The organism is Clostridium sp. DFI.1.208, assembly GCF_024463855.1.
In the GTDB taxonomy this organism is placed as follows: domain Bacteria; phylum Bacillota_I; class Bacilli_A; order Erysipelotrichales; family Erysipelotrichaceae; genus Clostridium_AQ.
Map to the genome: position 1 here is coordinate 1 of NZ_JANGCA010000022.1, position 22,863 is coordinate 22,863.

At 44.0% G+C, this 22,863-nt stretch carries 16 protein-coding genes and 1 other annotated feature; of the genes, 11 read left to right on the plus strand and 5 right to left on the minus strand.

The genetic code is table 11. From position 1 onward, the window contains the following. From NE665_RS12395 to NE665_RS12435, 9 genes are all read left to right on the plus strand, one after another. Positions 1-662 (plus strand): helix-turn-helix transcriptional regulator (locus NE665_RS12395; RefSeq protein ID WP_227066984.1); only part of this gene is annotated, 662 nt, incomplete at its 5' end. A 310-nt stretch (positions 663-972) separates the two neighbouring features. Further along, complete coding sequence (locus tag NE665_RS12400; RefSeq protein WP_002322212.1) at positions 973-1,452, plus strand: MGMT family protein; 480 nt, start codon at positions 973-975, stop codon at positions 1,450-1,452. 223 nt (positions 1,453-1,675) lie between these two features. After that, on the plus strand, positions 1,676-2,158 hold the full coding sequence (locus tag NE665_RS12405) for a hypothetical protein (RefSeq protein ID WP_044915059.1): 483 nt from the start codon (positions 1,676-1,678) through the stop codon (positions 2,156-2,158). Positions 2,159-2,655: 497 nt separating this feature from the next. Next, entirely contained in the window at positions 2,656-2,826 is a 171-nt protein-coding gene (locus NE665_RS12410; RefSeq protein ID WP_178760174.1) for a hypothetical protein, read from the plus strand. A gap of 41 nt (positions 2,827-2,867) precedes the next feature. Beyond that, a complete protein-coding gene (locus NE665_RS12415; protein WP_117443450.1) occupies positions 2,868-4,445 on the plus strand; it encodes an amidohydrolase in 1,578 nt (525 codons plus the stop codon). A gap of 132 nt (positions 4,446-4,577) precedes the next feature. Further along, positions 4,578-4,840 (plus strand) — a binding site (T-box leader). Positions 4,841-4,902: 62 nt separating this feature from the next. Beyond that, complete coding sequence (locus NE665_RS12420; protein WP_117443456.1) at positions 4,903-5,673, plus strand: amino acid ABC transporter substrate-binding protein; 771 nt, start codon at positions 4,903-4,905, stop codon at positions 5,671-5,673. A 3-nt stretch (positions 5,674-5,676) separates the two neighbouring features. Then, positions 5,677-6,318, plus strand: coding sequence for an amino acid ABC transporter permease (locus NE665_RS12425; protein ID WP_117443449.1), 642 nt, complete (start codon positions 5,677-5,679; stop codon positions 6,316-6,318). 10 nt (positions 6,319-6,328) lie between these two features. Further along, positions 6,329-7,000, plus strand: coding sequence for an amino acid ABC transporter ATP-binding protein (locus NE665_RS12430; RefSeq protein WP_117443448.1), 672 nt, complete (start codon positions 6,329-6,331; stop codon positions 6,998-7,000). A gap of 338 nt (positions 7,001-7,338) precedes the next feature. Continuing rightward, on the plus strand, positions 7,339-12,177 hold the full coding sequence (locus NE665_RS12435) for a GH32 C-terminal domain-containing protein (protein ID WP_118654638.1): 4,839 nt from the start codon (positions 7,339-7,341) through the stop codon (positions 12,175-12,177). Positions 12,178-12,391: 214 nt separating this feature from the next. Here NE665_RS12435 and NE665_RS12440 read toward each other — a convergent pair whose 3' ends face one another. From NE665_RS12440 to NE665_RS12465, 5 genes are all read right to left on the minus strand, one after another. After that, entirely contained in the window at positions 12,392-12,964 is a 573-nt protein-coding gene (locus tag NE665_RS12440) for a DUF6434 domain-containing protein (RefSeq protein ID WP_117443446.1), read from the minus strand. Between the two features lie 71 nt (positions 12,965-13,035). Continuing rightward, entirely contained in the window at positions 13,036-14,409 is a 1,374-nt protein-coding gene (locus NE665_RS12445; protein ID WP_117443445.1) for a radical SAM protein, read from the minus strand. Beyond that, the gene (locus NE665_RS12455; protein ID WP_117443444.1) at positions 14,381-15,154 is read right to left on the minus strand and encodes a GNAT family N-acetyltransferase; all 774 of its coding nucleotides are present in this window, start codon (positions 15,152-15,154) and stop codon (positions 14,381-14,383) included. The genes NE665_RS12445 and NE665_RS12455 overlap by 29 nt, the downstream gene beginning before the upstream one ends. Before the next feature lie 28 nt (positions 15,155-15,182). Continuing rightward, positions 15,183-15,848, minus strand: a complete 666-nt coding sequence (locus NE665_RS12460) for a GyrI-like domain-containing protein (RefSeq protein ID WP_117443443.1) — start codon at positions 15,846-15,848, stop codon at positions 15,183-15,185. A gap of 57 nt (positions 15,849-15,905) precedes the next feature. After that, positions 15,906-16,811, minus strand: a complete 906-nt coding sequence (locus tag NE665_RS12465) for a YafY family protein (protein WP_117443442.1) — start codon at positions 16,809-16,811, stop codon at positions 15,906-15,908. A 183-nt stretch (positions 16,812-16,994) separates the two neighbouring features. Here NE665_RS12465 and NE665_RS12470 point away from each other — a divergent pair, with 183 nt between their 5' ends. Together NE665_RS12470 and NE665_RS12475 are read left to right on the plus strand one after the other, a co-directional pair. Continuing rightward, the gene (locus NE665_RS12470; protein ID WP_117443441.1) at positions 16,995-17,546 is read left to right on the plus strand and encodes an NAD(P)H-dependent oxidoreductase; all 552 of its coding nucleotides are present in this window, start codon (positions 16,995-16,997) and stop codon (positions 17,544-17,546) included. Positions 17,547-18,415: 869 nt separating this feature from the next. Next, on the plus strand, positions 18,416-22,528 hold the full coding sequence (locus tag NE665_RS12475) for a carboxypeptidase regulatory-like domain-containing protein (RefSeq protein WP_117443440.1): 4,113 nt from the start codon (positions 18,416-18,418) through the stop codon (positions 22,526-22,528). Positions 22,529-22,863 lie beyond the last annotated feature (335 nt).

Sequence of the window (22,863 nt, forward strand, 5' to 3'; positions counted from 1 at the left end):
ATGAAAAGAAAATCAGTTTCTTAGGAGAAAACATACAGACCATAAGAAAACACAGAGGAATGAAACAACAGGAACTTGCGGACAAAATCGGTATCAATATGCAGAGCCTTTCCAAGATTGAACGTGGCGTGAATTATCCTACCTTTGATACGTTAGAGAAGATAATGGACGTGCTGGGTGTAACGCCCAATGAATTATTGTCGGGAGAATGGAAGTATATTGACCACACCGAGCCCTATATCATGGATATTATCAAACGGGAACAAGACTTCAATGTTTCCTTAGATTACCTGTCTGAAAATGAATTTTTCGATGATGAAAAAGAATGCACATTTTACAAGGCATATAAACTCATACAGTATATCCATAACTACATTACCAATGAGGTTACGGAGTTGGAAGAACTTATGGAAATCAAGCAGTTGATACAGCGTCAAAAACTGGAACGCATGATAAAAGTGCATAAGGAAATGCGAGGGTTAGACCGATACAGAGAACAGCCCAAAGAGTATAAATACCATGACCCTTATGATGATTGGATATTTCGTCAGCTTGCGGATATAGACAACAGAAACAACATTCCCGACACTTCTCCACAAGTAGACTTCAATGAAGCAGACTATGAAGATTATCTAAAGGCGAAATGGAACAGAGGTCTTTAATTTCCTCTTGCATGGAAGATACAGCAAACAAAAAGCCCAGTAAAGAGTGCAAAGCACCACCAATGGTGGCAAGGCTCTTGACAGGGCTTTTTCTTTTCTGTTGTGGGGTAATCAAGAGGAAGAAAGAAAAAGTGTGCATTTTTGTTCCATAAATGCTAAGGGTATGCTGATTTTTATTGTGGCGGATATATGGAACTGTTATAATATGGATATGAAGAAAGCGACAAATTTGAAAGTGTTAATAATTTTCAAACAGCCTCATTGCATGGAAATAAGAAACAGACTATCCTTAAAGTAGGAGGTGGCACAAATGGCAAATGAAGATAAAAAAGATTTTAATGCTATGTTGCATGATAGTAAGGATATGCCAAAATTTCAAATTATCATAGACCAGAAAAGTATTGAGAAATATGGTGGAAACAAAATGTATTTTGCTCCCCCGATTGACTATGACAAAGTAATGAAAAAAGTTCCGTATGGTAAAGTGATTACGGTTGGAAAAATACGAGAACACTTTGCAAAATTGAGTGGTGCAGATTTTACAGAGCCGATTACAGCGGGTATATTTGTTTCTATTGTAGCGTGGGCGAGTTATCAGCGTTCCGAAGATGAAACACCCTATTGGAGAACATTAAAAGCAAACGGAGAATTAAATGCTAAATATCCAAATGGTATTGAAGCACAGAAAGAAAAATTAGAAGCAGAGGGACATACCATTATTCAAAAGGGGCGTAAAAATATACGATACTATGTAAAGGACTATGAAAATTCTCTTTTTGATTTGAAATAGGCAAATTCTATTTCACAATTTCATATCTCTATACACAAAGCAGTTAGTCTTAGGATTGACTGCTTTTTTCATACCTAAATTTCAGATTGGAGTGATGAAATGGTGTTTGTTAGAGCTGTTCAATAAGATTATCGGTGCATAAAATTTTATTGTGGTGCAGATATGAAAATGATATAATGTGGATATGAAGAAACGGACAAATTAGAATTTGGAGTGAAACAGAATGATTATAATAATCGAAACCGTAATTTTATGTATCGCGTTTTTTCTAATATGTTTTTGGGGAACAGGTACAGATAACAAAAATTTAAAAAGCTATTCATCTTATCCAGATGAAGTGCAAAATCGAATAAAGAGTATTGCAGAATATCAAGGAAAATTTAAGGAAAGCAATAAAGTGGTTACATTTATATCCAATTTTCTGTTATTTCTGTTCGTACTATTTATATTAGGGTTGTTTATCAAAGAAAATGGCTTCACACATAATTTTCTTTGTTTAAGTATTATAGGACAGGGATTGAATATCTTTGACTTATTTATTGTAGACCTTTTATGGTGGCGGAATACAAAGCGTGTTCGTTTAAGAAAAATGCCAGAAAAGGAATTGTATCAAAATCCGAAAAAGCATATAGAAGCGTTTATCAGAGCCTTTATTATGTATCTGCTAATTGCTCTGATAGACGGATATATATTGACACTTTTATAGGAATAGATATAAGTAAATCCCAGTTTGACAATTTCATATCCATACACACAAAGCAGTTAGTCTTAGGATTGACTGCTTTTTAAAAAGACACCATTTAGGTGTAATGATGTCTTTTGGGTGTTATTTTATAGGTCATATCAAGGCTCATTCAATCGTGGTAAATTCGTGGTAAAATGAGTTTTTTCTATACTTCAAAATACTTGAAAGTATAGTGTTTATGCGGATAATCGAAAATTAGATATAAAATTTAGATAAATTTCTACATATATTTATCAATTTATGTATATATGGGAGCTGGTATCATCTATTAAATGACCATCTGCTTGCTTCTTATCCCAGAATACTATCCGACATCTCTCTTTTATAAACTAAATTAGAGATCTTTCATATACATCAAGGAACGATAATATTTATAGTTCATATGCTTTCAGACTTTTCTATATCGTGGGATATCTGCATTTGTAGGGGATATGGAAGCAATGTGGGGAGGAAAGGAGATGGATGCACAAAGACTTGTCAACAGCAAGCTTTCTGTAGCTGGCATTGCATGGAAAAGCCTTGTTGGTGTTCAGGTATGGAGGCAAGGCAGGCTAAACAGCAGGCAGTGCTGTGAACAGCGGATACATCGTATAGAAGAAACGGTCACACAGGCAAACTGGATTTCATGAAAACCATACCGTGTGGTACACTATATGCAGGAGGTGTTTTTATGATTCAAATCTTAAATGCACGCATACTCACAATGAAGGGCAGACAAACAGCATCCTGTATGTGCATCGAACAGGGAAAAATCCTGTTTATCGGCGAACAGATACCAAAGGCCTATTCCCATGCGCAGCGTGTGGACATGGGAGGACGTGTTATCATACCGGGTATTCTGGATGCTCACAGCCACCTAATATCCTGTGCAAATACATTCCGTCAGGCGGATTTAAGCAGCGCAAGAAGCTTTGCGGATATACAGCATATACTTACAGCTTTCATACAGCAGCATCATTTGAAGGAGCAGGACTGGGTGAGCGGTGTCGGCTATGATCATACGCTGCTGAAGGAACACCGGCATCCGGATGCTGCTGTTCTTCAGGCAGTCAGTAAGCAGCCGATTGTGATAACGCATGCATCCTCTCACATGGGCGTTGCATCGAATACAGCTATGCAGCTGGCTGGTATTTCCCGTCATACACCCGATCCGGATGGAGGCAGATACGGACGAAGCCCGGATGGAACGCTGAACGGCTATATGGAGGAGAACGCCTTCACTTCATTTCTGAATCATGTGCCGATGCCATCCATGGAGGAACTAATGCGCCTGCTGGAGGATGCCCAGCAGCTGTATGCCAGCTATGGTATTACCACGATACAGGACGGCATGATGAATGCGGCAGTCTATGCTATCTTGCAAGAGGCCGCAGCCCGAAACATATTAAAACAGGATGTTGTCGGCTATGTGGGAATCAAAGACAGCGCAGCGCTGTTGGAGGAAAGCAAACCAAAGGGAGTGCAGTATCATAAGCATTTCCGCATCGGCGGGTACAAGATGTTTCTTGACGGCTCTCCACAGGGACGAACAGCATGGATGCAGACACCCTATCAGGGAGACGATGCCTATTACGGCTATGCGACGATGAGCGATGAGGAAACCGCTGCCTGTATTCGCAAAAGTCTGCTGGAGCATCAGCAGCTTCTCGCACACTGCAATGGTGATGCCGCAGCTGAGCAGTACCTGACACAATTTGAAAAGGTTGTAAGGGAGCTAAAGGTTGAGGATACCTTACGCCCTGTCATGATTCATGCCCAGCTGGTGCAAAAGGAGCAGCTGGAACGCATGAAGCCGCTGCAAATGATTCCTTCCTTCTTTGCGGCGCATGTATGGCACTGGGGGGATGTGCACATCGAAAACTTCGGATTGCAGCGTGCCTCTCTGATTTCCCCACTGCAGGATGCCCAGCAGCTTGGACTACCATTCACATTGCATACGGATACTCCCGTTATAGCGCCGAATCTTATGGAAAGCATATGGTGTGCCGTTGTCCGCCGTACGAAGAACGGTGTTCTTCTGGGACCAAAGGAGCGAATTGATGTTTATGAAGCTCTGCGTGCAATCACGCTGTATGCGGCATGGCAGTATCATGAGGAGGATCAAAAGGGGACTCTGGAAACAGGAAAGCTTGCGGATTTTGCTGTACTTGACCGAAATCCGCTGGAGCTTCCAGTGGAGGAAATACGTTATATTCAGGTGCTGGAAACCTGGAAGGAGGGAACCTGCATTTATAAGCGGGAGGTGTAGATAGCCGTTTGATAGTTCTCTTACATTTTGTTACATTACATAATGATTGTATTTTTGTAAAACGTTGGCGACTTTACATTTTCTTTCAAAATGCGTTGACATTTCATTTCTCATCCCGTATACTGTAACTACATACAAGCGATGAAAAGAAATAGTACACATGCACTACATGAAAGAGAGTTCCCGTTTGCTGAGAAGGGAATCATGCACAGGGCTGTGGAACACGTCTTGGAGCTGCGGATGCGAAACAACAGTAGTGTCTGCCGTTTGATCCCGTTACCGGTCAGAGTGATGCATCATGATTGCGCTCATGAGCGTTACTTACTGAGGTCAGCATCCGCAAGGAGCTGATAAATTGAGGTGGAACCACGTAAGCGACAGCTTTCGTCCTCTGGAGATAATCTGGAGGATGGAAGCTTTTTTTCATCAGATGTTTGAAATTGAGGAGGAGAAACGTATGAAAAGGATAGGCTTAACAATACTTGCACTGCTGTGCACACTTTCCCTGACTGCCTGTGGATCAGATGCAGCCAAGGGGGATGATAAGGAGGTACTGACCATCGGTATTGATGATACCTTTGCGCCAATGGGCTTTAAAAAGGATGGAAAGCTGGTTGGCTTTGATGTGGAGCTGGCAGAAGCCGTTGCAAAGAAAATCGGCAAGAAGGTTGAATTTCAAAACATTGACTGGGATTTAAAGGAAACCGAGTTGGAGTCCGGTAATATCGATTTGATCTGGAACGGTTATTCCATTACGGAGGAGCGTAAAAAGCAGGTGCTGTTCTCTGAGCCGTATATGGAAAACCGCCAGCTGATTATTACAACAGAGAAAACAGGAATCAAGACGAAGGCGGATATCGAGGGCAAAACCTTATCGGTACAAAAAAATTCCAGCGCCTATGATGCGGTGATGAAGGATAAGGATTTTGTGGCAGGCCTAAAGGATGGCAAGCCGACACAGTTTGATACCAACAATGACTGCTTCATGGATTTGGAATCCGGAAGAAGTGATGCAATCGTGGTGGATGAAACACTGGCACGCTACTATATGAAGCAGCAGGATAACGGAGTGAAGTATGTCGTACTGGATGAAAATTTCGGTACAGAGAAGTATGCAATCGGTATGCGGCAGGATGATACGGAGCTATGCAAAAATATCAACAAGGCAATGCAGGAATTAAAGGACGACGGTACCTTTGATAAGATCAAGGATACCTGGTTTAAATAAGCTATGGATTTCTTTATACAGCTGCTTCCGGCCTTTGTAGAAGGGCTGAAAATCACCCTGTTCTTCTGGGTGGTAACGCTGGCAGGCTCCTTTGTTCTAGCACTTCCCATGGTCTATGTCCGCCTATCGAGGAATGCGGTTGTCTCCTCCGTCGTTCGCTTTTATATTTATATCATGAGAGGTACACCGCTGCTGCTGCAGCTGATGTTCGTTTATTTCGGTCTTCCTTATCTGGGCATTTGTCTGGATCGGACAACAGCCGCTATTCTTGCATTTCTTTTAAACTATACCGCATATTTCACAGAGATTTTGCGTGGCGGTATACAATCCATTGATGAGGGACAGAAGGAGGCTGCCAAGATTCTCGGCTATTCCAACGCCTATACGTTTCTGCACATTCTGCTGCCACAGGCACTGCGCAACTGTATTCCATCCTTTATCAATGAGAGTCTGACGCTGTTAAAGGATACCTGTCTGGTTTCCATTCTGGGAATCGACGAGCTGCTACGCTATGCAAAAATAGCGGCGGGAACCTATGCGACAGGCCTTCCGTTTATCTATGTCGGAGTGATTTATCTGGTACTGAATATGCCGATTTCCCGCGGTTTGAATTATCTGGAAAAACGGCTGAATTATTATAAGTAGAGGTGGCTGTATGAGTATACAAATTCGGAATCTATGCAAATCGTTTCAGGACAACCAGGTTCTTCGCAACGTAAATCTGGATGTAAGGGAGAAGGAAATCGTTGTTTTGATGGGATTGAGCGGAAGCGGCAAGACTACGCTGCTGCGCTGTCTCTGTGATCTGGAAACCGCTGACAGCGGGGAAATCCTGATCAATGACACGTATCTGCTGAAAGAAGAAAACGGGAAGCGTGTTTATGCGGATAAGGAGACAAAGAAGGCGCTGCGCAAGGAAGTCGGCATGGTCTTTCAGAACTATCAGCTGTTTCCACATCGCGATGTCCTACAGAACCTGATCGAGGCACCCGTTTATCACAAGCTGATGAGCAAAGAGGAAGCAACACAAAAGGCTGAGGAGTTATTGACGCGGCTGCAGATTCAGGATAAGCTGCATGCCTATCCCTCCACCCTGAGCGGGGGGCAGAAGCAGCGTGTGGCCATTGCCCGTGCATGTATGCTGCAGCCTTCCATATTATGCTTTGATGAGCCGACGAGCGCTCTGGATGTGGAATCCATTGCTTCCGTGACTTCGATCATCAAGGATTTAAGCAAAGAAATGGCGATTCTCATCATCACACATGATGAAGGCTTTGCTGAGCGTGTTGGAACACGCGTTGTGAGAATTACAGATATCAATCAGTGAACTACCACAAACTGCATATCAGCGCTGAGGTCGTGGAATTCTGCCCTTTTTTGATAAAAACTACAGGATATCGGTAAATATTATATGCCGGTATCTTTTTTATAAACCATTTACACTACTGGCCGCTATCAATTCGTTACAAATGTCAACGTGGTTGCTTACATTCGTGAATGGCTTTTCACCCTGCCAGATTTTAAAATAAATATGATGATAACGTTTACATAAATCCGGATGTATGTAAGAAGGAAGGCACTGCTGATCACAGTGCTGTATGTATCATCCTCACTGCTGAAAGCGGTGTTACGCAAGTGGGGTGCGGGAAAAGCGAGGAGAGCATCATGAGTCAGAAAAGAGCAAGGAAGAATAGAGCAGCGGCGAAAAAAGCAGCGGCCGCAGTATTTGCCTGTTCTATGGTTCTGTCAAATGTCAGTATGCTGCCAATAACAGCACAGGAAACAGGAGAACAGGTTCAGCAGGCGGAAACGGTGATTGACGGATTTGAGTCTGTCAGTGCCAATGTATCTGATTATACAAAAAACAGCAATACAAGCTATCGTATGCATAAAAACGGCGGAAACAATCGTCTGGTATCCGATATCAGTGCGAAATCTTTCTCCTATGAGGCAAAGGTAAAAATCGAAGAAGGAGACAGAGGCTCATTGATCTTCGGTACCGCAAAACAGAATTATGATGATTTCGGCAATTTTTTCGGTCTGGAGCTGAGCGCAAAGGATGGAAATTTCTATATTAAGCTGTTTCAGGACGGTGGTGCAGGCGGTGAGCTGGTACACAGCACGGAGGTGCTGAGCGGCGTTGATACATCAGCTGAGGTTGCATTGAAGCTGTCTGTGGATGAGGATAAAAATATTGAGGTATATATCAACGGCCAAAAGGTGGATATTGAAGTGAATAATGATTTTAAATATCATTACACTGGCGGTTATCTGGGATTGCTGACATGGCAGTCCAAGGTGGCATTCTCTGATATTAAGGTTACACGTTATACGGATTCCACGCCGGATTTTAAAAGCAATCTGCAGAATCTGAAGGGAATAAATGGCTATTGGAAAGATACCGATGAAGGGTTATATTCCAATGGCGGTGGTGATAATTTCGCCATGTCCACTACAGAGGGAACAGATTTCTCCTATAGTACGGATGTCCGTCTGCGCAAGGATGGTGCCGCAGCGCTGGTATTCCGCAGCAATGATGATGGAAGTGAAAGCTATGTGGCAAATATCTCCCGAAAGGACAAAAATGTCCGTCTCTTTAAGTTCCCGGGAGGAATTGATGTAGGAACGGGTACTGTCGCATTACCGGGAGAAGATAAAGAAACCTATAACCTGCGTGTAGAGGCTGTAGGAAATTCAATCCGCTACTATGTGGATGATCAGCTACTCGTCGCCGGAAATGATGATTCCCATACCTCTGGGAAGTTCGGTCTGCTGACGTTTAATACAACGGCTGTTTATCAGAATCTGAATCAAAAGGAACTGACAGCTGATACCTATCCGAAGCTGAGCGGTCTGGATATCATCGGTGATGGAACCATTCTGACACCTTCCTTTAAAGAAGATGCGGCAGCCTATGACCTGTTCATTCCACGTTCAGCCGACAGTGTAAAGCTGAAAGCAGGAGGAAATGCAGATTCTATGAGCATGATTATCAAGGATGCGAAGGGCGATGTACTACAGGATGCTACAGCGGTGGAAAACAATGTGGAAACAGCGTCTTTGAAGCTTCCTTCCGGTACAAGCAGAATCTATCTGACTCTGAAAAAAGGCGATATCAGCGTGGAAACAGTTATCAAAGTTAATAAAATGTTCAGTGCGGCAGAGCTGAGTCAGGAGGCGTATCGTCCGCAGTTCCATTTCTCCCCGGAAACAAACTTTATGAATGATCCCAATGGACTTGTCTACGATCCAAGCAATCAGACATGGCATATGTTCTTTCAGAAGCAGCCGGGTGTAGGCTGGGTAAACAATCAGGCATGGGGACATGCACAGTCCAAGGATCTGGTTACCTGGCAGGAGATGCCGCTGGCGATTCCGATTGATGATCTCGGTTATATTTTCTCCGGTTCTGCGGTTGTGGATGAGGATAATACGACAGGATTCTTCTCCGATAACAAGGAAGGGGAATCCAAGCTGGTTGCCATCTTTACACATCACGGTCATGGTACACAGGTACAGAGTATCGCCTATTCCAAGGATCATGGTCTGACCTGGACAAAATATGACGGAAACCCGGTCATTGAAAATCCGGGAGGAAATCCTTATTCCACGGAGTTCCGTGATCCGAAGGTATTCCGCTATGATAATAAATGGTATCTGGTCGCAGCAGGCGGCCGGGGACGTCTGTTTGCCAGCGAGGATTTGAAGACATGGACACATGTACAGGATTTCACGTATGCGAACGGCAATGAACTTCATTCGGAATGTCCGGATCTGTTCCCGCTGCCGGTTGATGGAACGGGAGAACAGAAATGGATTTACACCGGAGGCGGTGAGTTCTACGTACAGGGAAAATTTGAAAAACAGGATGATGGCTATTTCCATTTCCTTGCTGAAACCGGTGCGATAGAGGAACCAAACGGTCGTACAAACATGTATGCGACTCAAAGCTATTACAATGATTGGAAGGGAAAAGACCGAAAGATGCTGATTAGCTGGCTGCAGGATTACTCTGCACCAGACGCCATACCGGAAAAGGGATGGAACGGGATTCAATCGCTGCCTCTGGAAGTAGGCTTGAAAACAGTAAATGATAAAGTAATTCTGACTCATTATCCGGCTGAAGAAATCAACGATCTGCATGGTGCTGTGCTGTACGAAGCAAGCAATAAAACGATTGAGGAAGGCGGAGCAAATCTGTTAGGCGATGTCAGCGGACGTATTTATGATCTGCAGGCGGAATTCACACTGGGAACTGCGAAAGAATTTGGGTTCAATCTACGTACCGGTGACGGACAGAAAATCGTATTTAAATATAATAAAGACACAAAGAAAATGATCCTTGATAAAACTTCTTCAGGTGCTGCTTATAATAATGTGGTCGATTGGGAGCTGCTGCCATCTGCCGATAATAAAGTGAAGCTGCGTATTTTGGTAGATGAGGGAGTCGTGGAGGCCTTTGGGAATGATGGGGAAGCAAACATCAGTGATCTGTGCTTCCCATCTGCGGAAAGTGTTGGAATGGAGCTGTTTGCGAATGGTGGAAATGTACATCTGGATCAGTTGAAAATCTATGATATGAAATCCATGTATACCGGAGCATCCTTATCAGAAGGGATTCAGAAGGTTTTGAGTCTTACAACACCTGCACAGGTGGAGGTTGGAGATACGTTCCAGATACAGGCAAATATATATCCATCGGAAGCCGCGGATACTATTACTTGGGTTCTGGCGGACGGATTGCAGAAAGTCAGTGAAGACGGTAATGTCATCACGGTAAAGGCAGATAAGACAGGTACCTATGAAGTTAGGGCGAAAACGAAATCAGGACTGGAAAAAGCCGCAAAAATCAAAGTTATAAAAACAGTATTCGATACCAATATCTCCGGATGGAAAGCTACTTCAGGTACTTGGGCAAAATCTGAACTCGGTTTGCATGGAAATAATGCCGGTATCGGAGACAGCTTTAATATTTCCAATGCGCAGCTGAAAAAAGATATCGCATTTACATATGAGGCAGATGTACACTTTGCATCCGGAACAGCAACAGGGCTGACCTTCGGAGTTGGTGATCAGAATAATCCTGCTGGTAAATGGCTCTGTGTCAATATTGAAAAAGGGGATAAGAATGTAGCTAAGATGTTTAAAAATACCGGCAGAGAGGACTGGGCGGTTGAACATAAGCTTACAGATGAGGAGAAAAACGCAAAAGATTACCACTTTAAAGTAGTTTACGATGGAAAAGGACGTTTAGAGTATTATCTGAACGACAATCTGGTTGCTGAAAAGGATGATGCGTCATTTGAAGGCGGCTATGTGGGTGTAAATACATTCCATGCAGATGCAAGCTTCAACAATGTTGTACTGACAACAGACGCACCGGTGAAAACGATTATAACAAAATTTGAGGACCTGAGTTTTGACAAAGGCACCTCACTGAAGGATGTAAAAGCTAAGCTTCCTAAGATCGTCACAGTAGAAAAAGAGGACGGGATTCAGATAACGATGCCGGTAGCTTGGGATACCGACATGGTTGATATGAACAAAGCAGGAACATATGCTGTAACAGGCAAGCTGGAAGGCACGGAATTGAAGCCTGTCATTAAAGTGACCGTTAAAGATCGCGTATTGAAATCACTGGAGCCTGGAAGTCTGTCAATTACTGCACAGCAGGGAAGTAAGGCAGATACTGTTTTCAAGGAATTGAAAAAGGATGTTACAGGTATCTATAGTGACGGCTCACGTGAGAACCTAAAGGTTACCGGATGGGATGCTGATAAGGTTGATTTCACAAAACCTGGTACCTATAAAACAGTAGGATATCTGAATAATAGTAAGACGGATACAATCGAGATTACAGTAACAGTTCTGAAAAAGGATACGCCAATTACGGACAGAAATATTCAGAATAAGGATGAAACGATTTCGGTAAGTGGTAAACTGCCGGAGGGAATTACATTGCATACGGAATATCTGAAAGCGTCTGACGTTGCGAAAACACTTAAGGATACGTCCTTCCTGAATAAGTATGCACTTGAACAGGTCATTGATTTTACTTTCATGAAGGATGGAAAGCAATACGTTCCAACAGATATGCTAAATGTTTGTATTCAGGTTAAGCCGGAATGGAAAGACAAAAAGCTCTCTGTCATTTATATTGATGATAATGGTACGATTACCAAACTACCATGCACCATCAAGGATAATCTAATTACGTTTGAAACAACGCACTTCTCTTTATATGCAGTTGTTTCAGAAAAGAGCAATGAAGGAACAACACCTGAAATACCAGGAGCAACGGAAAAACCGAAGCCGGGAGGACAGATACCTGATGCAGGTCAGAGTGATAAAACAAACGGGACAACAACAAGTACCGATCAGCGTGAGGTTCCTACGGGTGATACAACAAATATACCGGCATTGCTGACGATGCTGGGTGCAGGCGGCCTGGGCATCTTCCTGAAAATGAAAAAGGATCGTACAGATAAAAAGAAAGGGCTGTAACATAATAAAATATCTGCCTGCAGGTGTCAGGGTGTAAATGTAGCATATGATGGTACACTGCGTGTATTAGCATAGGAAAAGCCGCTTCAAAAGAACGTGATGTCGTTCATAGAGCGGCTTTTTATTAGGCCGGTATCGATTACTCTGCAGCTATTCATGAAAGCAGAATCTGCGTCAGAATAACGATAAGAAATCTTGTATACAGAAACAAGCCTCAATCCAATATTGAAATATCCTCTTTTTGATAAACATGCGGTCCCGGGATAGCTTTGCGATACTTCCAGCAGGCGATAGCTTCCTTTAATGAACGCCCGGGATTGTCCGCAAAGAAGGCACGAATATAGGCATTATATTCAAATTGCGCCTGAATCTTCGTTTTTCTGTGCTTCTTTTGTTCCAGAAGATCATACCAGGCATCTACGGCGTCCTGATAACGCAGGCCCGCATGCGTCTTCAGCCAATCCTGAAATTCAACATGAAAGGAGAATTTACTGCCAATCACAGACTTGAAAAATGCGCGATGCAGCTGTGAACAGACAATATCCTCCTCGATAATGGAATCAAGATACAACGGCTCTATACGAGTGCATTTCTGAGCCCTTTTCCCGGCCGCAATGGCTCCTGTGCCACCCTGTAATATATGCAAAATGCGCGCATTGAGTTCTTCCTTGCTTCCGGATGCCGATACCTTGCATACCTTTAGAAACGTCTGCAGCTCCTCTTTTCGATAATAGTTTTCCTGAAACTGCTCTGGTGTTAAGGTCTTTGATAATTCCGGTCGTTTCATGATTCCTCCATTCCTTGTCATAGGAAAGCAGACGGATAGCGTATCGTCGTCCTGCCCGTATGCTCCTATTACTACAGCTTCAGCTGTCCCTGACGAACCTGCTGCTTCTTATAGCCCCGTATGATATCATTCATGCGGTAGCGGATACCGTGTTTCTGACACTCTGCCTGAAACAGCTTATACAGCTTTGCGGCATGTGGGGAATCACAGCTGTAAACATTATGATAGCGCTGTTCATACAGCCTGCGTTTTCCCGGGAAATAATGATCCAGCTGATAGTAATAATAATCCCTCTGATTATCCCGCAGGGTCATACCGAAAGCAGGGTATATAAATTTCGCATGATGCTTCGCCGCAAGCGCGACGATACCGATGATATTTTCCGGCGTATCATTGATAAAGGGAAGAATGGGCATCATCAGAATTCCTGCATAGATGCCGGCCTTATGTAATTCCTCCAAAGCCAGAAAGCGCTCACTGGAGCTTGGGGCATAGGGTTCAATAATCTTTCCAAGAGCATCATCCGCACAGGTGATTGTCAGCTTGATAATAACGGGATTGTGCGAGGCTATGCGCGACAGTAAATCCAGATCGCGCAGTACCAGAGTGCTTTTGGTATCAATTCCCACACCGAATCCATAGCGGTCAATCAGCTTCAGGGCACCTCTTGTAATTTCGTGCTGCTTTTCAAAGGGATTGTAGGTGTCCGACATGGCACCGATGCCTACAACTCCTTTTTTTCGCTTTCCCTTTAACTGGCGCTCCAGAATGAGCAGCTCATTCTTCTTTTTCCGTACCCGGTCAAATTCCTGTACCTGATAGCAGCTGCTTCTGGAATCACAATAGATGCAGCCGTGATTGCAGCCCTTATACAGATTCATATTAAAATCCATACCAAACCAGGAAAACTGCCCAATGGAATTCCCGCCACCTTGTAAAATTGTCTTCGCCTCAATTTCCTCCATGGTATCCTGTGTGTTTTTTGCAAGGGGTATATAAAGCTCGATCACCGAAGCATCCTGATGGTAATGAAACCGTTCATCATACCTTTCAAAATATACGAGTCTACCCTTTGCCGGGGTCAGCTGCCTGTTTTTCAGCTCCTGTTCAAATACCGTTCGTATGGTTTCCGGAAGCAGTGCCATTTCACCATGATGCTCGATGCACAGATACTCCCCTTTTGGAATACGGTAAATCTGAAAGTGCTCCGGATACAGCTGTGCACTGGGAACACCACAGGCGTAGGTCAAACCCTGTGGACCGCGTTGGGTAAGGGCATATTTCAAAAATTGCTTTCCCTGCTTCACATGATACATTTTCAACTGCTCATTGAACCTTTTCCAGAAGGCCATGGAAATGCCGGCATTTTTGCATAGGGAGGTCCCCAATCCGGTTTCACAGCCTACCAGAAAAATATCATCCAGCCTGCACAGTCTGGCTTCCATAGGTTTTCCAAAGCTTTTCAGCCTTCTTTTCCGACTGAATATCATTCGTCAGATAGGTATCTCCGTAAAATAGTGCATAGCTTGTTACCGGTCCTGGACAGCTCTGGGCATCTTCTCGTGTGGTTATATGATGGACAACACAGGCTTGTCCCCAGCTGCTCATCCAGTCCGCGAATCGAAGCGCATACTGACTGGCAAACGGACACTGATCGGTATAGTATAATACAAAGGTGTTTTTTGGATGCTTTGGCTGAAACACGGAATCTGCAAAGCGCGGTGTCTTTCCATCCGCATGAAATGGCAGATGCATCAATATATAGTCCCCGGCTTCATCGGCAGGGGTAAAGCCTTTATATTTCAGATAGGAGGGATCGCTCAAATATGGCAGCTTCTTTTTTCCTGATAAAATCGTAATACCATGCATTCCCTTTGCCTTGGCATCCTCAATGCAGTGCTGCAGCAGCGCATCAGAATAGCCGCAGCCCTTAAAGCTTCCGGAAACCCATAGACAGTTGATATGCATCCAGTTCTCCGCCTGAATAGGGAGCCATGCGGCTTGCGCCGGCATATACTCAATGAAAACCTTACCACGCACATCAGCTTTATAAAAGACAAGCCCCTCCTCCATGCGCTCCTTCAGCCATGCCTTCTTATCCGTAATGCTATGATCCCCTTTTTTCTCTGTCATACTGCAGCAGATATGCTCCTTCTGCAGGTTCTCCTGTGTAAGTTGTATATATTCCATGCTTTTTCTCCTTTACGGATGTTCTCCGTTATTGTTTTCTTACCGGTATGCGCAATACCGTTTTCAGATTTTCCGGCTTGCATTTTCTCGGATCTCCCAGATAGATTTCATGATGCTTTCTAAGCTGTCCGCTGGCTGCAGGAGAGCCGATATCCACACAGTAGCCGTTTTCTTCAATAAAGCTATGTAGCTTCTTTAGCGTAGCCGGTTCCTCATCATATGAGCCCTTGTGCAGAATTTGGGCGCAGAGCCCCTCCTCATACCATTCCAGCCGTACGCTGTTGATATCTGCCTCCGGGTGTTTTTTATGAAACTCCTCGCATGCCCATGCGAACACATCCTCTGTAACATATTCCGGAAGGCGGAGCATGGATGTCCACAGGAAATCTTCCTTACGGGAGTAATCCACTCCCTTGATTCCCTTCATTTCCCACAGTCCCTCCAGCGGCGGCACCACATAATCATGATAGCCCTTTAGCACTATGGCCTTCTTTCTGCTCATTTTGATGGTGAAGGTGATACCGTAAAGCAGCTGCATCGCCTTGCTGTAATCACCATCCTCCTCATTCGGATTTCCTTTGCCATCCACCATCAGAAAGGGAATTGCCGCTACATTGATCAGCATACCCGTGGTTTTCGGCTGATAGAGGTCCTTATACTTTTTCTTATAGTCAAGCTTTGCATTCGCTTCCATCGCTTTCATCTCCTTTCCTATATCCTATCACACCATATAGGACATCTGTATGTCATATTACTCATACTGCTTTACTGCATTTCGCATTCTATTCACTACCTCATCTCGTATATCTATAGGCTTTAGGATGCGTAAGGAATCTCCGAAGGACATGAGATAGCCGTATACCCATTCGCTTTTTGGAAAATCAATGGTAACAAGAAAGCTTCCATCCTCTCTTCGCTGAAAGCAGGAGGAATCATATTCATCAAAGATGCGATAGGCGACACTCTCCTTCATTTCCAGAACCAGATGGATCAAATCCTTTTTATATTCATTCTGATCATGCGGCAGATTGGATGTATCCAGCTCCCGTTGAAAGTGTTCCTTTGTATGCTGCAGGTTCTCCATGCGATTCAGCTTGAAATAACGCTGCGCCTGTTTCTGTGTACAGTAGCCGATCAGATACCATGCGGATCCCTTGAACAGCAGCTGCAATGGCTCAACCGTCCGTGTAGAGCTGGCACCGTAGGAGGAATGATAGGTAAACTGAATTACCTGCTTCTCCAGAATTGCATCCTTTAACAGAAGAAATTTGCGATTGGCACTGCGATCAGCTCCCCAGTCAACAAAGTCGACATCGATCCAGTTGGTCAGCTTTGCGGAAAATGTGGAGCTCAGCTTGGTAAGCAGGGAATCCACATCCTGTGGGTCTGCAATGTGATAGCTCTGCAAGGCAGCCATCAGCTTTTGCTGCTCCTCTTCGCTGAACATGGAGCGGTGGAGTACATAATCCTCCATCAAAAAAATACCACCCTGATGCCCCTTGTTGGTGTACAGCGGTATTCCTGCCATGGAAAGTGCGTCAAGATCACGGTAGATTGTACGCGTACTGACTTCAAAATGCTCTGCCAGCTCCTTCGCAGTTACTCTTCGCTTCTGCAAAAGGATATAAACAATTTCAAACATTCTCTGTATCTGCATGCGATCCCTCCTTTCTGACTCCATTGTAACAGACATAATATGACAATACTATGTCATATTTGAGTAATTTGCATAAACATAAGATAATCGCATATACTGAAGCGAGAATAAAGGATTTCAGGCATATATCTTGTGCTTTCCATGACGCAAGACTAGAATACAGATATAGAAAGAAGGCAGCTTATGAAAAAAATAAAAATTGCAGCCATAGTCGGATCTCTTCGCAAAGCATCCTTGAACCGTCAGCTGGCAGAAGCAGCCGCAGCTCTTTGCGGTGATGAGCTTGTATTTGAACTACTCGATTATCAGGATTTACCTTTTATGAATGAGGATATTGAATTTCCGGCGCCTGCTGCTGTACAGCGCCTGCGAGCGCAGCTTCAGGAAGCGGATGGCATATGGTTCTTTTCACCGGAATACAATCATGGCATCTCCGGAGCATTAAAAAATTTCCTGGATTGGATGTCCCGTCCGGATGAAGCACAGCTGCGGGTTTTGAATGGGAAGCCGGCAGCCGTAAGCGGCATTACACCCGGTATGTCTGGTACGCTGATTGCACAGGATCAGCTGGTCACCCTGCTGAGCTTTCTCAATATGAGGGTTATGAATGTGCCGCGGCTTACGATCCCTAACGCACTGGAGCAGGTAGTGGATGGAAGGCTTACCTTAAAGGAAAGCGAGCCCTTTCTGGAAGAGCAGTGCAAGGCCTTTGTACAGTTTATACAGAAACACTGAGCAGCACAGCATTTCGTAGAAGGAATGTGTGAGCTATTACGCGAAAAAGAAAAGATGATTTCAAGGGTGGATGTGATTTGCTTGGAAAACGTCTTTTTTTCTAGAAAGTAAAGGATATATATAAGCTCTAACCAAAGTGGAAAGGGTGGGGTGTACTGCTTTTTACAGTAGATACGTAACCCATCCTTTTTTCTATACATACATATAAGGAAAGGAAGGAAGCTTTGGTGATGCTGTATCGAATGGCAATATGCCTTTAACAATGCATAATCGAATAGGGTGTGAATATTGAAAAGGAAAGGTTTCCTGATTTTTCTAACCATAAGGAAAGCTTTGAGAAAATGCCTTCTATCCAGCTCGTGTGATACGTGTGAAATACAGCATAAAAAAGTCCGTACAGCAGTTGCTATGTAAGAAAACCGTGCGTCACATATCTGTCATATTTTACTATGTAAACAGTTATTTATTACCTTTTTTATCATTATTTATATATAATATTATATTTTGAAAGCGTTTTATGAAAAATGGGGTAAAAAGTAAAAATTATTAAAAAGTGCAAAACGATTACTAAAAAAAGCATTGTTTTCGAGAATAGTTTGAAATACGATGGAATTGTGATGTAAGGGGTTACGGATGGGAATCATGAAGAAAAAAGGAATCAGTTCTGTAAAACCCTTTTATGTTCTTAATTGGGTATGGATGAGGCATACCGACAGGAAAGCTTTGCAGAGATGATGAGCTTCAGAATTGATTTCATTGAAGGAGATGGAAAAACGGGTCAAGAAAAAAAACGGTTAGCAGATGCAAATAAGCAGGGCATGTGTTAGAAATTCTGATGATAAGAAATGAAAAAATGAAGGGAAGGTATTATGAAAACAAAAACGAAATCTTACAGGCATGTGGAAACGATCGGTAAGTCATTCCTGGCAGGTACTGTATTACTGAGCGGTGTAGGCAGTCAGATGGTGACAGCCTTTGCCAATACTTCCTCTGCAGAGCTGCGTACAGCTGTGCAGTCAAAAATAGAAGCTTCGGAAATCGCCGGTATTACTGCAAAATCATTTCATGGCTCCACGCCTGTAGCAAATGTATGGGATAATAATCTTGATACCTATGTAGATAGCGATTATAATCACCCGGTAACAGGAGATGAAATTCCACAGTATTTTATAATAGAGCTGAAAGAGGCACAAAGCATCAGTAAGCTTCGTCTGTATCCGCGAAAAAACAGTGGAAACGGCCGTCCTTCAGCCTGTACAGTTTCTGTAAGCATTGACGGCAGCAGCTATACGAAGGTGGCAGAGGGTAGCATACAGGAGCCGAATACGGTTGACTGGAAGGAGATCACCTTCCAGCCTGCAGAAGCGAAATACATAAAAATAGATATACCGCAAACAGCGGATTCCTATGCTGCTCATGTTGTGACTGTAGCGGAGCTGGAGGTATATAAGGAAACGAGTGTCAAAACAGCGAAGGAAGAGCTTGCGGACATCATCGCTGAGGCAGAATCCTACAAAGAGGAGGATTATACGACCAAAAGCTGGACAGCTGCTGATCTGAGCTTCCGCATTTCCAATGCAAAGACGATTTACAACCGCGAAGGAGCAGGGGATGATGCGTATCTGTTGCAGGTGCAATATACCAGAGCAGCCATCAACAAGCTGATCGCCTGCGATGATGTGGATTATGCGAAAATGAAAGCGCTGGTAGATGCCAAAGAACCGCTCCATAACAACACTTATACCACCGCGTCATGGCGTGCCTTCAAGGGGGCTGTTTATGAAGCGAAGCAGGTAAACGGCACCGGTGCCTTTCCAAAGAAGCTGCGCCTGACACAGGCAGAATATGATGAAATCTATCATGCTGTCCTTGATGCAGAACAGGCACTGCAGGATGCCACGGATCTGGAACAGGTGGAATATGGAGAAGCCCCGCGTCTCACCTCTCCGCGATATGGCGGTATTTTTGAGGTGCTAAAGGAAGAAAAAGCAGAAAACAGCGTAACGCTGAGCGTGCAATTTTTAAACAACGGACTGTCTCCGGAGGATGGTAAGACGCGAAAGAGCAGTGCTGTGAGAAGCTATATGGACAGCTCCTTCTATGTTCAGGTGAAGGATGCGGACAGAAATACGGTCAAAGAGGTTCAAAATGATGAAATGTCACCATTGCAGGGAAAATCCAATAAGGAAGCCGGTGTGGTATTTACAGTAACACTTCCAAACGGAGAATATTATTTCGATGCCAGCATGGGACCAGGTGCGAATACCACAGTCAATTCAGCAGGCTATTACCGCACTGCCAGCAATGAAAAGTCCGCAAAGGAAGCACTGGCGGATATCATAGCACAAGCAGAAGCGTGCAAAGAGGAAGCCTACACGACCAAAAGCTGGAATGCTGCAGGATTATCCTCCCGTATTAACAGTGCAAAAATCATCTATAACCGGGAAGGCGCAACCGATGAGGACTATCGCAAGCAGGTGAAATATACGCAGGAAGCTATGGATAAGCTGGTGGCATGCGACGATGTGGATTATGCCGCAATGAAAGCGCTGGTTGATGAAAAGGAGCCTCTGCATAACGAGATTTATACCACGGCATCCTGGCGTGCCTTCAAGGCTGCTGTCTATGAAGCGAAGCAGGTGAACGGTACCGGTGCATTCCCGAAAAAGCTGCGGCTGACGCAGGAGGAATACGATGCCATATATAATGCAGTTCTTACGACCGAAAAGGATTTGCAAGATGCTTCCGACATGGAACAGGTGGAGTATGGCAGTGCACCGAAGCTGACCAAGCCGAATTATGGCGGTATCTTTCACGTGACAAAGGAAGAAGAGACGTCAGACGGTGTTCGTTTACAGGTGGAATTTCGTAATAACGGAGTATCGCCGGAGGACGGGAAAACCGGTATGCGAAAAGCATCACGAGGCTGGATGGAAGACGATTTCCGTGTCAGCGTAAAGGATAAGAGCGGAAAGACTGTAGCCGAAGTAAATCCAGAGGATATGAGTCAGCTGGAGGATGCACGTACGAAGGAAACCGGCGTACAGTTCCATGTGGATGTCGCAAAGGGTGAATATTACTTTGAAGTCAGTATGGGGGTAGGAGCCAATACATCGGTAAGCTCTGCCGGATATTACCGTACGGCTGTGAAAAAAGAAGTACCGGTAACCTCCATCACGCTTGGTGAAATCAATAAAAAGATGGTACATCTGGCACCAGGCAGCACATTACAGCTGGAAGCAGTCGTAAATGCGGATGCAACAAATAAAGAGCTGGTTTATGAAACAAATAAGGAAGGCCTGATCACGGTTGACAAAACAGGAAACATAAAAGCGATAAAATGTGATGAGCGCACTGGAAGCTATACACAGGTCAAGGTATCCAGCGCATCCAATCCGGATGTATATACCTATGTCAATATCAAGGTACCGCTGGCACCTACCGCAGACAAGGTAACTGTAACAGGAACCTATTCCGGTATGAAACAGAATGATACGATTGAAAAAACATATAAGGTAACATTCGTACAGAGTACGGTCATGGAAGCCGATCGGGATAATCCAGGCAAGACAATCTGGTATGATAACGGCAAAGAGGTTTTCACATCCATAGGAAAAGTGGACCGCAACGGTTATGTTTACTATGAGAACTTTGAACAGTTCTTCTCTGTTGGTGAGCACCGTGTAAAGGCTGAGGTTGTGGATGCATTGGGAAGAAAAGCGCAGACAAAGGAATTTGTATTCCATGTATCTGCGTTCAAGAGTGCGCTTGTATCCGGCAAAGTCAGTGGAGACATTAAGGAATACGCCGGCAATGAGGAAGCAATCGTCATTCCGGACACATTGAACGGGAAAGACGTCACCCGTCTTGTTAAGGGCGGTAAAGGAATCCCGGCAGGAGTTAAGCGTGTCATCATTCCAGCAGGTATCCAGTACATAGATGCAGAATTCTTTGCACATGCCACGGATCTGGAACACATCGAATTCAAGGGAACCCTCCCTGAGATTGCGGGCAGTGGTATCTTTAATAATACAAAGCTCGGTAAGGATTCCATCATTGTTTCAGAAGATCAGGTAGACGTATTTGAACAGGCGAACATAGAGTGGATCAATGGGGATGCTGTTAATAAGGATTTCGATATCCGGGAAGCTGTCAAGGATTATACGAAGAGGGTCAGCGGTACAATCCTGGATAAGGTGAGCGGACAGCCGATCTCCCATGCGAAGGTTCAGTTTAAGAGCCATGAAACAGAGAAATCCGTTTATGCAACAACGGATGACAACGGGTTCTATGAGCTTGCTGTAAAGCCTGGAGAATATATCGTTTATGTCGCTCCATTTACAAAGGGCGATGTGAAGTATCTTGGCGATTATACATGGAAGCTGCAGGTAAATAATGCAGTGGAGAAGAATATAACCCTGCAGCCGGTGGTCACTCTGACAGGTATCGTCAGGGATGAGGATGGAAAGGTATTTAAGAATGCCGCAATCGCTATCCGCAATTTAACAACGGATCAGGCATATACGGTTAAAACCGATGAAAATGGTCGCTATGCACTTGCCGATATGAATGTCAACGACAGCTATCGTACCTATATCTGGCAGGATGGAAGCGTATATACACCGGCAAGCACGACCTTTAAGCTACAGCCGAAGGAAGAGCATGACATCATTGTCAGCTTTGCAAAAAAGGAAGCAGTTTTGCAGGTAGCTTATGTTGACGCATGGGGAAGAACGATCTCCACACAGGAGCTGCGTAGTGAAAAGGGGAAGGTGAATGATACATATACCTTTACCAAAAAGGAATTGAAAACGCCGAAGGGATATAAAATCACAAGAAAACAGCCGACAGAGTTTACCGTATCCTATGGTACACAAAAGGATGTGAAAATAACAGTACAGAAAACAGCGGGGACGATCATCACGGAGATTGTGGAAACAGCTCACAAGATTATTTCTGATATCTTCCACTGGTTCTTCTAACGTATGGTTGTGTTGGTTTTCAATTATTGAAATGTAGTATGGAGGAGGTCATGGTTTTTTAGTAGCCATACCTCCTTTTTTTTACTTTATAGGAATTTCCATGCGTCATGGAGAGAAACAGCCGTGATAGACAAAGAAAGCTGCTTTGAATAGCGTATGACGGAAATACGTGAATCACTCTGGGGTGGCACTGTCTGAGCGGTTTTATGAAAGGGCAGTGGTGTTTTTTAGCTTATGATTTGCGGAGTCGAGCTTTGTGCGATTGTTCCGGGTTGCTTCTGTTTTTACAGCGTCACAAACTGTTATCTTTTATTTTTATGAAACTGTTCATTTTT

Bases quoted from the DNA above. Each gene is read 5' to 3' on its own strand.
- NE665_RS12400 (WP_002322212.1), top strand. From the start codon at position 973: ATGGCAAATGAAGATAAAAAAGATTTTAATGCTATGTTGCATGATAGT.
- NE665_RS12405 (WP_044915059.1), top strand. From the start codon at position 1,676: ATGATTATAATAATCGAAACCGTAATTTTATGTATCGCGTTTTTTCTA.
- NE665_RS12410 (WP_178760174.1), top strand. From the start codon at position 2,656: ATGGATGCACAAAGACTTGTCAACAGCAAGCTTTCTGTAGCTGGCATT.
- NE665_RS12415 (WP_117443450.1), top strand. From the start codon at position 2,868: ATGATTCAAATCTTAAATGCACGCATACTCACAATGAAGGGCAGACAA.
- NE665_RS12420 (WP_117443456.1), top strand. From the start codon at position 4,903: ATGAAAAGGATAGGCTTAACAATACTTGCACTGCTGTGCACACTTTCC.
- NE665_RS12425 (WP_117443449.1), top strand. From the start codon at position 5,677: ATGGATTTCTTTATACAGCTGCTTCCGGCCTTTGTAGAAGGGCTGAAA.
- NE665_RS12430 (WP_117443448.1), top strand. From the start codon at position 6,329: ATGAGTATACAAATTCGGAATCTATGCAAATCGTTTCAGGACAACCAG.
- NE665_RS12435 (WP_118654638.1), top strand. From the start codon at position 7,339: ATGAGTCAGAAAAGAGCAAGGAAGAATAGAGCAGCGGCGAAAAAAGCA.
- NE665_RS12440 (WP_117443446.1), bottom strand. From the start codon at position 12,964: ATGAAACGACCGGAATTATCAAAGACCTTAACACCAGAGCAGTTTCAG.
- NE665_RS12445 (WP_117443445.1), bottom strand. From the start codon at position 14,409: ATGGAAGCCAGACTGTGCAGGCTGGATGATATTTTTCTGGTAGGCTGT.
- NE665_RS12455 (WP_117443444.1), bottom strand. From the start codon at position 15,154: ATGGAATATATACAACTTACACAGGAGAACCTGCAGAAGGAGCATATC.
- NE665_RS12460 (WP_117443443.1), bottom strand. From the start codon at position 15,848: ATGGAAGCGAATGCAAAGCTTGACTATAAGAAAAAGTATAAGGACCTC.
- NE665_RS12465 (WP_117443442.1), bottom strand. From the start codon at position 16,811: ATGCAGATACAGAGAATGTTTGAAATTGTTTATATCCTTTTGCAGAAG.
- NE665_RS12470 (WP_117443441.1), top strand. From the start codon at position 16,995: ATGAAAAAAATAAAAATTGCAGCCATAGTCGGATCTCTTCGCAAAGCA.
- NE665_RS12475 (WP_117443440.1), top strand. From the start codon at position 18,416: ATGAAAACAAAAACGAAATCTTACAGGCATGTGGAAACGATCGGTAAG.